Annotated in this window: 15 protein-coding genes; 5 read left to right on the forward strand and 10 right to left on the reverse strand. The window is 67.0% G+C overall.

All coding sequences use genetic code 11. The features are described from left to right. Window positions 1-159 precede the first annotated feature (159 nt). Window positions 160-624, forward strand: coding sequence for a transcriptional regulator NrdR (nrdR, locus tag EL337_RS11280; protein WP_048634761.1), 465 nt, complete (start codon window positions 160-162; stop codon window positions 622-624). A gap of 9 nt (window positions 625-633) precedes the next feature. On the opposite strand, the gene EL337_RS11285 is transcribed toward nrdR, so the two are convergent. Genes EL337_RS11285 through EL337_RS11295 form a run of 3 tightly spaced genes read right to left on the reverse strand, consistent with a single transcriptional unit; the run spans window position 634 to window position 3,377 of the window. After that, window positions 634-1,320 (reverse strand): PhzF family protein, encoded by a 687-nt coding sequence (locus EL337_RS11285; RefSeq protein WP_048634737.1) that lies wholly within the window; start codon window positions 1,318-1,320, stop codon window positions 634-636. Between the two features lie 34 nt (window positions 1,321-1,354). After that, complete coding sequence (locus EL337_RS11290) at window positions 1,355-2,377, reverse strand: alpha/beta fold hydrolase (RefSeq protein WP_048634738.1); 1,023 nt, start codon at window positions 2,375-2,377, stop codon at window positions 1,355-1,357. A 52-nt stretch (window positions 2,378-2,429) separates the two neighbouring features. After that, window positions 2,430-3,377 (reverse strand): proteasome assembly chaperone family protein, encoded by a 948-nt coding sequence (locus tag EL337_RS11295; protein WP_275992395.1) that lies wholly within the window; start codon window positions 3,375-3,377, stop codon window positions 2,430-2,432. Window positions 3,378-3,647: 270 nt separating this feature from the next. Here EL337_RS11295 and EL337_RS11300 point away from each other — a divergent pair, with 270 nt between their 5' ends. Then, window positions 3,648-4,436, forward strand: coding sequence for a trypsin-like serine peptidase (locus tag EL337_RS11300; RefSeq protein ID WP_048634739.1), 789 nt, complete (start codon window positions 3,648-3,650; stop codon window positions 4,434-4,436). Window positions 4,437-4,448: 12 nt separating this feature from the next. Here the strand turns inward: EL337_RS11300 and sthA are convergent, their stop codons facing one another. Continuing rightward, window positions 4,449-5,855: a Si-specific NAD(P)(+) transhydrogenase gene (sthA, locus tag EL337_RS11305; RefSeq protein WP_170216956.1), complete on the reverse strand. Its 1,407-nt coding sequence runs from the start codon at window positions 5,853-5,855 to the stop codon at window positions 4,449-4,451. 191 nt (window positions 5,856-6,046) lie between these two features. Between sthA and EL337_RS11310 the strand changes: the two genes are divergently transcribed. Next, entirely contained in the window at window positions 6,047-7,093 is a 1,047-nt protein-coding gene (locus EL337_RS11310; protein ID WP_048634741.1) for a DUF4192 domain-containing protein, read from the forward strand. Window position 7,094: 1 nt separating this feature from the next. Here EL337_RS11310 and EL337_RS11315 read toward each other — a convergent pair whose 3' ends face one another. The 3 genes from EL337_RS11315 to EL337_RS11325 form a co-directional block, all read right to left on the reverse strand. Beyond that, complete coding sequence (locus tag EL337_RS11315) at window positions 7,095-7,787, reverse strand: iron-dependent transcriptional repressor DtxR (protein ID WP_048634742.1); 693 nt, start codon at window positions 7,785-7,787, stop codon at window positions 7,095-7,097. 147 nt (window positions 7,788-7,934) lie between these two features. Then, window positions 7,935-8,894 (reverse strand): sigma-70 family RNA polymerase sigma factor, encoded by a 960-nt coding sequence (locus EL337_RS11320; protein WP_048634743.1) that lies wholly within the window; start codon window positions 8,892-8,894, stop codon window positions 7,935-7,937. A gap of 146 nt (window positions 8,895-9,040) precedes the next feature. After that, a complete protein-coding gene (locus EL337_RS11325; RefSeq protein ID WP_197724223.1) occupies window positions 9,041-9,442 on the reverse strand; it encodes a DUF3099 domain-containing protein in 402 nt (133 codons plus the stop codon). Between the two features lie 77 nt (window positions 9,443-9,519). On the opposite strand from EL337_RS11325, the gene EL337_RS11330 reads away from it, so the two are divergent. Beyond that, window positions 9,520-9,756 (forward strand): DUF3039 domain-containing protein, encoded by a 237-nt coding sequence (locus tag EL337_RS11330; RefSeq protein ID WP_048634745.1) that lies wholly within the window; start codon window positions 9,520-9,522, stop codon window positions 9,754-9,756. Here EL337_RS11330 and EL337_RS11335 read toward each other — a convergent pair. Further along, window positions 9,746-10,810: a YihY/virulence factor BrkB family protein gene (locus tag EL337_RS11335; protein WP_048634746.1), complete on the reverse strand. Its 1,065-nt coding sequence runs from the start codon at window positions 10,808-10,810 to the stop codon at window positions 9,746-9,748. The genes EL337_RS11330 and EL337_RS11335 overlap by 11 nt on opposite strands. A 29-nt stretch (window positions 10,811-10,839) precedes the next feature. Continuing rightward, window positions 10,840-11,031, reverse strand: a complete 192-nt coding sequence (locus EL337_RS11340; RefSeq protein ID WP_083443251.1) for a DUF7455 domain-containing protein — start codon at window positions 11,029-11,031, stop codon at window positions 10,840-10,842. 132 nt (window positions 11,032-11,163) lie between these two features. On the opposite strand from EL337_RS11340, the gene EL337_RS11345 reads away from it, so the two are divergent. After that, window positions 11,164-11,517 carry a DUF952 domain-containing protein gene (locus EL337_RS11345; RefSeq protein ID WP_048634747.1) on the forward strand — a complete coding sequence of 118 codons (354 nt, stop codon included), beginning with the start codon at window positions 11,164-11,166 and terminating at the stop codon, window positions 11,515-11,517. Here EL337_RS11345 and EL337_RS11350 read toward each other — a convergent pair. Beyond that, window positions 11,514-11,927: a RidA family protein gene (locus EL337_RS11350; RefSeq protein ID WP_048634748.1), complete on the reverse strand. Its 414-nt coding sequence runs from the start codon at window positions 11,925-11,927 to the stop codon at window positions 11,514-11,516. The genes EL337_RS11345 and EL337_RS11350 overlap by 4 nt on opposite strands. Window positions 11,928-11,958: the final 31 nt, after the last annotated feature.

The raw sequence follows: 11,958 nt of genomic DNA on the forward strand, positions 1-11,958 counted from the left end.
CCATCGCCGCAGTATCAAACCGTCTGCTGCTCAAGCGTTCCGAGGACCGATCTGATGAGGTATGCATCGTGTGGACCGGCGGTCGGCCGTCCCCGGGTGGCGCAGGTAGGCTCGATGGCGTTCGAGGCGGTTGCCTGTCGGTGCGGCGAAGGAGCGGTGATGCACTGTCCGTTCTGTCGTCACCCCGATTCGCGTGTGGTCGATTCGCGCGAGGCGGACGAAGGCCAGGCGATCCGCAGGCGCAGGTCGTGCCCCGAATGCGGGCGCCGCTTCACCACCGTGGAAACCGCGGTCCTCGCGGTGGTCAAGCGCAGTGGCGTCACCGAGCCGTTCAGCCGTGAGAAGGTCATCCGCGGTGTGCGCCGTTCGTGCCAGGGACGCCAGGTCGACGACGACGCGCTGAACCTGCTGGCTCAGCAGGTCGAGGACGCCGTTCGCGCCACCGGTTCCCCGGAAGTGCCCAGCCACGAGGTGGGTCTGGCGATTCTCGGGCCGCTGCGTGAACTCGACGAGGTGGCCTATCTCCGCTTCGCCTCGGTGTACCGGTCGTTCTCGTCGGCCGAGGACTTCGAGCGGGAAATACAGGCCCTGCGTGCCCACCGCGAGATTCCGGCCCAGAGCTGAGCCGTCGGTTCAGTCGATCTGCCGCTGACCGTCGTCCACCACCCGCCCGGCCACCCGCACCCACCCGTCGGCGCTCCACGTGGTCTCGATGACCGAACCCTGTCCCTGCACGATCGTCAGGTCGCGGCTGAGGTACTCGGTGATCCGTACCGCTGCCGCCCCGGTCGCCTCGTCCTCGCGGATTCCGAGATGAGGAGCGAACATCCGGGACCTGATGGTGCCCGCTTCCCGGTCGATCCAGGTCCACAGGTAGTGCTCGGTCTCGGCGGCGTAGTCGTCGGGGTCGGCGTCGGCCAACTCGTCCAACGAACCGATGTCGTAGATCGAGAACGACGGGGCCCACTCGGCGCGGGCGCTCACCGCGGTCATGTCCCCGTCGTAGGCGACCTGCACCAAGCCCGCGGGCACCTGAAGCGTCTTGATGGGCGTCCCGCGGTCCTTGAGCCACCACGATCCACCCACGGTAGGGTGCCCCGCGAACGGCAATTCGGTGGTGGGGGTGTGGATGTGGGCGTGGGCGCTGTGGCTGCCCTCGGTCGGCGAAGTGACGAAAATGGTTTCGCTGTAGCCCAGATCTGTCGCGATACGTTGCCGGTCTGCGGGATTCACGGTGGCGGCATCCACGACGCCCAGCGGGTTGCCGAATCTGCCGTTCTGGTCAGTGAATACGCGCAGCACCGTCACGTCGATGGCCATGCACCCGATGCTACGTGGTGGGCGCGCCGCTCGGTCAGGTTGCGCTGCGTTCGTCGGCGCCCATGGCGTCGAGCACCGCGACGCGGGTGTCTGCCGACCCCGAAAGGCTGCCTTCGCTGATCCCGCGGCGGAGCAGCCCGCGCAGGTACTCCTGGTCGTAGGCCGCCGCTTCGGTCGAATCGATGAACCTCTCCACGACCTCGACGAAGCGGTCAGGGTCGTCGTGGAACGGGAAGTGCCCCGAGCCCTCGAAGATCTCCAGTTGTGAGCCGGGCATCGCGGTGTGCGCCATCTCGGCGTGGCTGACCGGGATCACCGAGTCGAGACTGCCCCAGATGAGTTGCACCGGAACGGATTGCGTCAGGTAACAGCGGTCGAGCATGGTGACCACCTGGCCCCGCCAGTCGACCACAGCCCGCAGTGTGCGCGCGAACGCCGACGAGGCAGTCGGCTCGGGCAGGTCGGCAAGGATCCGCAGCATGTCAGGGATGTCGCGGCCCACGCCGGTGGAACCCAGGAGGCCACCGCCGATGCGTCCGATCAGCTGCAAGGCCGGCAGCACCAGCGGCAGCCGCAACAATGCCAAGGCCTCCGTGCCCATCGGCAGCGAGGCCGCGCGCAGCGCGATGTTGACGTCCTTGGTGACACCGCCGGCACCGACGAGGATCAGACGCTCGACCAGCTGCGGAAACTGGTACGCGAACTGCATCGCCACTCCGCCCCCGAGCGAATGGCCGACGACAGTGACGCTGTCGATGTCGAGGACGCTGAGAAGATCCCGCATGCCGTTCGCGTACGCGGCCACCGAATAGTCCGCCCGCGGCTTGTCCGACCTGCCGTGGCCGAGAAGATCCGGGGCGATGACGGTGAATCGCTGCGCCAGTTGTGTCTGGACACTGCTCCAGGTCGTCGAGTTGTCGCCGATGCCGTGGATCAGCAGGATCGCGGGCCCCGACCCGGCCACCCGGAACGCGCGCCGGTAGCCGTGAATCGTGCAGAACTGCAGGCTCGGGGTGAGCTCCCGCACGGGGCGCAGGTTCGGCTTCCGTTCGCTCATCGCGCGTACCCGGATCTCACGGTCATGTCGCCCACCTCGTCATCGACGGCTGTCAGCCGGTGAAGTCAGGGCCTTCCCGTGGGTCGTCCCCGTCCTTGCGTTTCTTCTCACCGTCCTGTTGAGCGAGGAACCGCTCGAATTCGGCGCCGAGCTCGTCACCGCTGGGCAGATCCTCGTCGCGCGCCAGCAGGGACCGGTTCTCCTGTGCGGCAACGAACGCATCGTACTGGCGCTCGAGGGCCTCCACCACCTGAGCGACCTCGGTACTGGCGGCGACCTGCTCGTTGATCTTGTCGAACACGTCGGCTGCTGCCTGCGACAGACCTGCTGTGGGAATTTCCAGCGAACCGTTACGCGCCACCTCGGACAGCAGGGTCTCGGCCGCCGGCGGGTAATCCGTCTGGGCCAGGTAGTGCGGGACGTGCACCGTGAACCCGACCACCTCGTAGCCGTGCTGGGCCATCCGGAACTCCAGCAGGTTGGACACGCTGCCGGGCACCTGTACCTCGCCGACCCAGGGCTGATGGTCGGTGATCAACTCTTTGTCGTTCGAATGCGCGGTCAGCGTCATCGGGCGGGTGTGCGGCACCGCCATCGGGATGGAGCCCAACCCGATGGCTCGACGCACGCCGAGCCGCTCGGCCAGCAGCCGCACCGCGGTGATGAACCGCTCCCACCGCAGGTCCGGCTCCAGCCCGGCCAGCAGCAGAAACGGCGTGCCGACGCTGTCATGCAGGGCGTAGAGATTGAGCTCGGGCTCGTCGTAGTGGGTGAAGTGGTCCGTCTTGAACGTCATCGACGGTCGCCGCGAGCGGTAGTCGAGCAGCTCGTCGATGGCGAAAGAGGCAACCAGTTCGGTGTCGAGGTTGTCTTTGAGGTGCTGGGCTGCGAGCCGGATGGCATGTCCGGCGTCCGAGAACCCCTCCAGGGCGTGGATCAGCACCGGACCGCGCCCGTCGGGTGAGGTCAGCTGTGGGCCGGGGAACTCGAGTTCGTACATGCCGGTCTGCTCCGGCTGGTACCGCTGGCTGTGGTCGTGCTCGTCGTCAGCCACCTGTTTCGCCTCCTCGCTGCGGAGCGCCTCGACATTGATGTCGAACGCACCGTGAACATCCAGTGTCTCGCACCTGGGCGGCGCCGCCACCATTGCCTGTGTGGCGTCACCCATTTGTTCGAACGCGCACACCCCGACGTGACATTCCGCGAAGGTGATCCGCGATCTACCCCGCTCGGTTGCCGCGGAAACGCCCCGGGGGGACCATCGGTGGACATGCGGCTCAACGTCCTCGCTCGGCGCTCGCCGATATGGGCGGCGTTGCTGGTGATTCTCGTCGCGGTGCCGTCGTGCGTCGCGGTGTCGCCATCCCCTCCGGCGGCGCCAGCGCAGATTTTACCGGCCGCACAACCGGTGTCGCCCGACCCCAGGGTCGGGGCGCTCTTCCCGGGCGGGGGAGACCTGCACCTGTGCAGCGGCGCGGTGTTGGCGTCGTCGTCCGGCGATCTGATCCTGACTGCGGCCCACTGTCTTGCAGACGGCATCGACATCCGGTTCGTTCCGGGGTTCGACGACGACGACGCCGCTCCGGATGACGGCTGGCAGGTCGACGCGGTCTATCTGGACCCGCGGTGGATCGACGACCAAGATCCGATGGCCGATTACGCCGTCGCGCGGGTCAGCCGGGCCGACGGAGCCCGGCTGGACTCGGTCGCCGGGGGCGGGCTGCGACTGGGCAGCTCTCCCGAGCCCGGCGAGGCGGTGACGGTGATCGGCTATCCGGCCGGTCTGGGTGGTCCGGCGGAGTGCCGGGCGCCGGCAGCGTCGCGCCGGGGCTACCCGGCGCTGCATTGCGATGGTGTGGTCAACGGTTTCTCCGGGGCGCCCTGGATCACCGGGTCGACGGTGTCGGGACTGATCGGCGGGCTCGACGGCGGAGGGTGCCACGAGGAGGTCTCCTACTCGCCGCCGTTCGACGATGCTCTCGTCGCGCTGGTGTCCCGAGCGCAGGCAGGCGGCCCCGGTGACGAGGCGCCGGCGGCGTTCGACGACGGTTGTGGCTAGCCGGGCCGTCGGTCAGGACCGGAACTGGCTGAGCGCCCGGAGCTTGTTCATCACGTCCAGCGCGGCGACCTTGTAGGCCTCCGAGAACGTGGGGTAGTTGAAGACCGCGTCAACCAGGTATTCGATGGTGCCGCCACAACCCATCACGGCCTGGCCGATGTGCACCAACTCCGTTGCGCTGGTACCGAAGATGTGTACGCCCAGCAGGCGCAGGTCCTCGGTGGACACCAGGAGCTTGAGCATGCCGTAGGAGTCGCCGGCGATCTGGCCGCGCGCGAGCTCGCGGTAACGGGACACCCCGACCTCGTAGGGGATCGCATTCTTGGTGAGCTCCACTTCGGTGGCGCCGACGTAGGACACCTCGGGGATGGAGTAGATCCCGATCGGCTGCAGCTCGGTCATGGCGTGGCCGGGCTCCCCGAAAGCGTGGTAGGCGGCCAGCCTGCCCTGGTCCATCGACGTCGCGGCCAGCGCAGGGAAGCCGATCACATCGCCGACGGCGTAGATGTGGTCGACCTTGGTCTGGTAGTGGTCGCCGACGTCGAGACGGCCGCGGTTGTCGGCTTCCAGCCCGGCGTTGGCGAGGTCGAGGTGGTCGGTCTGCCCCTGGCGGCCCGCCGAGTACATGACTGTCCCGGCGGGGATCTGCTTGCCACTGGCCAGCGTGGTGACCGTGCCGGCGGACCCGACGTCCACGGCGGTGACCTCCTCGCCGAACCGGAACGTCACCGCGAGGTCGCGCAAATGGAACTTCAGCGACTCGATGATCTCCGGATCACAGAAATCGAGCATGTTGTCCCGTTTCTCGACGACCGTCACCTTGGTGCCGAGCGCGGCGAACATCGAGGCGTACTCGATACCGATGACGCCGGCACCGACCACCACCATCGACGTGGGCAGGGACTTGAGGTCGAGGATCCCGTCGGAGTCCAGCACCCGGTGCTCGTCGAACTCCACGCCCGTCGGGCGGGCAGGTTTGGTGCCCGTCGCGATGACGACGTATTCGCCTGTCACCGTGGTGCGTTCGCCGCGGTGCGGCTCCTCGACGAGCACGGTGTGCGGATCGAGGAAGCGTCCGTGCCCCTCCACCAGGTCGATGCGGTTGCGCATCAACTGCGAGCGGACCACGTCCTGCTCCTTGGTGATGACGTGCGTGGTGCGGGCCAGCAGGTCGGCGGGGGTGATCTTCTCCTTGACCCGGTAGCTGGCCCCGTAGAGCTCCCGCTGACTCATTCCGGTGAGGTAGACGACGGCCTCGCGCAACGTCTTCGACGGGATGGTGCCGGTGTTGACGCAGACGCCGCCGAGCATGCGGCCACGTTCCACGACGGCGACCGACTTTCCGAGTTTCGCGGCCGCGATGGCAGCCTTCTGCCCGCCGGGACCGGAACCGATGACGACAAGGTCGTACTCCAGCATCGAAGCCATGGCAACAAGGTCTACGCCGGTTACTGCGATCTCGCATGTCGACCGACGGCAACAACTGGTGAACAGCTCATCCCCGGGACGGCTCGTGCGCCGTCATCCCCAAACCCGGTTTCGTCCCCAGTTGTGCGGCGCCGCAGCACCATCAGAGGTTCGTCGTCGGTCGCTCTTGCCAGGTTTGCGGTATGGCCTCAACACATCACCCCGAATCCTCACTCGACCGTCCCGGCGCCCTGATCGCGGCACTGCCGGCCGTGCTCGGCTTCGTCCCGGCGCAATCCCTGGTGCTGGTCACCGTCGCCGACGGCGAGACGGGCGCTGTCCTGCGGTCGGATCTGTCTGACGCCGGCGAAACGCTTTCTCAGCTCGCGGATCTGGCGTCGCGCTCCGGCGCCGAATCCGTGCTGGCCGTCATCGTCGACGACAAGGGTGCCGGCTGTCCGATGTGCGCCGACGAGCACCGCTGGCTGGCGGACTCGTTGGCGGCCGAGCTCGCCGATCGTGGCATCGAGCTGATCGCTACGAACGTCGTGGCCGAGGTCGCCGCGGGGGCACGGTGGCACTGCGTGGACGGCTGCGGGAATTCGGGGCTCGTGGAGGATCCGACTTCGTCGCCGAGCGCAGTGGCCGCGGTGCTGGACGGCCGTCGCCTCTACCGGCGGCGGGAAGATCTGGTGCAGGTGGTCGCCACTGCCGACCCGGCACGCACCGCAGCGCTGGAGGTGCGCATCGCGGCGGCTGATGCGTCGCCGGGCCAGCGGTCGGACGCGCAGGTCCGCGCCGCCATCGAGCATGCGCTCGGGTGTGCCGAACGGCATGGCCGCGGTCAGTCGCCGAGCGATGAGCAGCTGACGCGACTGGCCCTGGCGCTGACCGACGCGCGGGTCCGGGACACGCTCTATGCGTTGGCAGTGGGGGACAGGGCGGCCGAGGCGGAGGCGTTGTGGGCCGCGCTGGCACGTTGTCTACCTGCTCGCTGGCGGGTGGAAGCCCTTGTGCTGCTGGCTTTTTCGGCGTACTCCCGCGGCGACGGCCCACTGGCTGGGATCTCACTCGATGCGGCGCTGCGCTGCGCACCGGAGCACAGAATGGCGGGCATGTTGGACCAGGCGCTGCAGGCGGGAATGCGGCCTGAACAGATCCGCGAGCTCGCCACGACCGGATATCGACTGGCCCGGCAGCTGGGTGTACGCCTGCCGCCACGCCGGATGTTCGGACGGCGGGCCGGGTAGGTCAGACCTTTTCGACCTTGACGGCGTGTGCCATCTCGTGCGGCAACTCGACCTGCTCATGACCCGGGATGACGATCATGACACCACCGTGGTCGGTGACCTCGACCGTGACGCGCGCGTTGGGCACCACCCCGGCGTCCTTGAGTCGGGCGATCAGATCGGAATCGCCCTGGACGTGCTCGGTCAGCTGACGGACGACCACCGCGACCGGCATCCCCGAGGGAAGCTCGGTGAGGCGCGCCAGGCTCATAGTCTCGTGGGCCAGCTCGTTGCCGACGCCGAGCTCCGACAGGCCCGGAATGGGATTGCCGAACGGGGATGTGGTCGGGTTGTTGAGCACCTGCACCAGCCGGCGCTCGACGTCCACGCTCATCACGTGCTCCCAGCGGCAGGCCTCGGCGTGCACTTCCTCCCACGGCAGACCGATCACATCGACCAGCAGACGTTCGGCGAGGCGGTGCTTACGCATCACCGCAACTGCCAGCGCGCGACCCTTGTCGGTGAGCTCCAGGTGCCGATCACCGGCGACATGCAGCAGACCGTCACGCTCCATCCGGGACACAGTCTGGCTGACGGTGGGTCCACTCTGGTCGAGACGTTCGGCGATGCGCGCACGCAGTGGGATCACGCCCTCTTCTTCGAGGTCGTAGATCGTTCGCAGATACATCTCGGTGGTATCGACAAGATCGTTCATTGCACACCCTCCGTCTCAGGTGAGTCTACCGGGCTGCCCGACGCACAGCGGTGCTTCCCGGGGCGACACGGCCCACACCCGGCCAGACGGCCGGAACGCCAGAAAACCCGCCGGATGTCCGGCGGGTCTCCTGGGCGTCGTCGTCACTCAGCTGGCATAGGAGCGCAGGCGGTCGGCCCGCTCGCCGTTGCGAAGCTTGGCCATCACCTCACGCTCGATCTGGCGCACCCGCTCCCGGGACAGGCCGAACAGCTTGCCGATCTGGTCCAGGGTGCGGGGCTGACCGTCGTCGAGGCCGAACCGCAACCGGATGACCTGCTGCTCACGCTCGTCGAGCGTGGCCAGCACGTACCGGATGTCGGTGTGCAACAGCTCGGAGATCACCGCGTTCTCGGCGGACATCGCCTCGGCGTCCTCGATGAAGTCGCCCAGGGGCGCCTCTTCGTCGCTCCCCACGGGCATGTCGAGGCTCACCGGATCGCGGCTGTGGGACAGCAGGTCGGCGATCTTCTCCGCCGGGATTCCCGACTCCTCCGCCAGTTCGTCGTCAGTGGCGTCGCGACCGAGATTCTGGTGCATCTCGCGCTTGATGCGCGCGAGCTTGTTCACCTGCTCGACGAGGTGGACCGGGAGCCGGATGGTGCGACTCTGGTCGGCCATACCGCGGGTGATCGCCTGGCGGATCCACCACGTCGCGTACGTGGAGAACTTGAACCCCTTGGCGTAGTCGAACTTTTCCATCGCTCGGATCAGGCCGAGGTTGCCCTCCTGGATCAGGTCCAGCAGCGGCATGCCCCGACCGGTGTAGCGCTTGGCCAGCGACACGACCAGCCTCAGGTTGGCCTCGAGCAGGTGGCGCCGGGCTGCCTCGCCGTCGCGCACGACGGCCGCGAGGTCACGTTTGCGGTTGTCGCCCAGCCTCTTACGCGTAGCGAGCAGGTGCTGGGCGTAGAGCCCCGCCTCGATGCGCTTGGCGAGTTCCACCTCGTCGGCGGCGGTGAGCAACGCGGTCTTCCCGATGCCGTTCAGATAAACGCGCACCAGGTCCGCGGCCGGGCTCTGAGCGTCCAGATCTTGGTCAACGCGAGTGCTGGTGGCATTTGCCATGACGGCCTCCTGATCGGTCGAACTTTCATGAGCTTTAACGCCCTGCGCTGGCAAAGAGTTCCCAGCCTTGCGGCGGTTCACACCTTCTGAGCTGGGGTTATCGGGGCTCGACCTGAGAAAGTGCTGAGAAGAGAGCGAGAAGATACTCAGCGGGGAACGTCGTCGTCGACGACGTACTCGTCCGGTCGCGGCTGCGCAGTGCGCACACCTTCGATCGCGGGCCGTTCGGCGGTGGGAAACAACGGGATGCGGCGGTTGCCCTGATATCGCCGGGGTTCCTCCGCTCGCCGGGGCGGCCTGTCGTTGGCGATCAGGACGGCCATCCAGGGCAGAGGGATCGCGATCACGATGATCGCCAACGAGATCAGGCCGTTGTGCCAAATGCCGTAGGCGACCGCGGCCAGGATGAGAGAAGGCACGCGAAATGACATCAGCGCCAAGTACTTGCGTACGCGCTTGCGGTGCTGTTCCTCGTAGGCGGTGGCAGCCCTGGTGATCAGAACGGGGCGGCCGTCGTCGTCGAAACTCAGCTCTTGGCCTTGTTTCATGCCTCCACTGTTCCACATCCGGGCCGCTGCACACCGGTTGCGTTTCTTACCGAACTATTGCCAGGCAGAATGGGCCCATGGAAACCCAGACCATCGAACGCACCGACACCGACGAACGCGTCGACGACGGGACGGACAGCGACACCCCGAAGTTCTTCCACTATGTGAAGAAGGACAAGATCGCCGAGAGCGCGGTCATGGGCACCCACGTCGTCGCGCTGTGCGGCGAGGTGTTCCCGGTGACGCGGTCGGCCAAGCCGGGGTCGCCGGTATGCCCCGACTGCAAGCGGATCTACGAGCAGCTCAAGAAGTAGCGGTCTCGCCCTCGGTGGCGGGGCCGTCGGCGACGGCGGCCGAACGTGGGGGTGCGGCGGGCGCCCCGGACGCCGGGGAGACGTCCGCGGTTGATCCGTCGGCCCTGGTGAAGGACTCGGCCTTGGCTTCCAGCCACCATCGGAACCGTTTGGCGTGGGTGTTCGGTGCCGGCCACTCCTCTTCGATGGCTGCATTGAGTTCGGCGCCGATCATGATGGCGAAGCCGAGGAAGAACGCGAACAGCAGGAACGCAATGGGCGTCGCCAGCGCCCCATACGTGTAGCCCGTGCTGGTGATCCAGGTCAGGTACACCCGCAGGCCCCACGTCGCGGTCAGGAACACCACCGCGGCCAGCACCGAGCCGCCCAGCAGCCGATGGGACGGCAGGGGCCGGGGCAGCGAGACGCGGTAGAGCACATTGATCGCCACCACCAGCGTCAGCAGGAGCACCGGGTAGTACCCGAACCGGAGTACGTGGTCCCAGCTGTCGGGGATGAACTCGGCGATCTTGCGCGGACCGAGCGCCAGGAAGGGTGCGGTCGCGATCGCACCGATGAGCATCACGACGTAGAGGCCCAGGGAGAAGAACCGCTGCCGCACGGGGTGACGCAACGGTGTCTGGTCGTGCGCCTCGGTGATGGAATCGACGAACGCCGAGATGGCCGACGACCCGGCCCACAGCGAGATCACAAAGCCGACCGACACCACCTCGCCCCGGGCGCCCTGGACGATGTCACGGACCGTCGGCTCGATGATCTCGGCAACCACGTTGGGTGAGAAGAACCGTTCGGTGGTGCTGATCAGCTGGTCCTGGATCGTCGGCAGGGTGTCCGGGCCGAACAGCGGTGCGATGTAGGCGAGGCTGCCGAGCATCCCGAGCAACAGCGGTGGCAACGACAGCGCGCACCAGAAAGCCGCTTGAGCCGATTCCGAGAAGATCGAATCGTCCCAACTCTTCGCCAGCGTCCGCACACTGATGTGGCGAATATGGTGACGCGACGTCTTCGGCTTCTGGGGCGCCCCGGATTCCGGCACCTGCGACTGGTCACTCATGACCAGTCCAGCATTACCGATTCGCTGGCCTAAGGCTGCAGCGGGCTCACTTCCAGCACGGCAGCAAGTTCGACCAGCTTCGCCTCATGCTCGTTGGCGTGGTGCTGGCAGAACAAGAGAACGGCACCGGAAGGAAGCTTGGCCCGTACTCGGGCCGCGGCGCCACAGCGGTCGCAGCGGTCAGCCTTGGTCAATTCAGGACTGGTGAGCGTTGCGGTCATGGCACCTCCATAGGGTGTAGCGACTTGATGTCTACTCTGTCAGACGCTTCGGGTTCCGGCGTTGTTCCCCGGGGGTTTACAGGTGTGTCGTGTCTCACGAGCGTCCGGTTGCGACGTCGGAAGGGTGGCGGTATGGCTTCGGAGCTGTTTGTCCACCTGTGTGGTGGAGAGGAATGGGAAGTGGCGCAACGCACCGGAGTCCATGCGCCTGAGTCGCTGCGGGCTGTCGGGTTCGTCCACCTGTCGAGTGTCGAGCAGGTTCATCTACCCGCCAATCGGCTGTATGCCGACCGGACAGATCTGATGCTACTCCGCATCGACGGTGCACGGCTTTCCTCGTCTGTTCGCTGGGAGCCCGGCGTGCCCGCCGATCCCGATGGCATGGAGTTCCCACATCTGTACGGTCCATTGCCTGTCGATGCTGTGATAAGCGTCACTCCATATCGTCCCGGGCCGGACGGCCGGTACGCACCGCTGAGCGCCTAGTCGGGTGCGACGAACGCATCCACCTCGATCTCCACGAGCAGGCCGGGGTCGATGAGGGCCGACACCTCCACCATGGTGGCCACTGGCCCGATGGCCCCGAAGACATCGGCATGGACCTCGGCGATCTCGCGCCATGCCGAGATGTCGGTGACGTACATGCGGGTTCGCACGACGTCGGCGAACGATGCCCCGGCCTGGGCGAGGGCGATGTCGATGCGGCGCAGTGCCTCCCGCGCCTGCGCCGCCGCGCTGTCACCCGGGGCTGTGGTGCCGGCGACGGCGACATGCGGACCGACGCGGACTGCGCGGGAGTAGCCGACGAAGCGTTCGAACTCGGATCCGGAGGAGATGTTGACGCGCTGGCTCACGCCGTCAACGTAATCGGCGCCGTGTGAGGCACGCCGGGACATGGACCGATCGTGACTCAATACACTGATCAGC

The organism is Mycolicibacterium aurum (assembly GCF_900637195.1).
Classification (GTDB): Bacteria; Actinomycetota; Actinomycetes; order Mycobacteriales; family Mycobacteriaceae; genus Mycobacterium; species Mycobacterium aurum.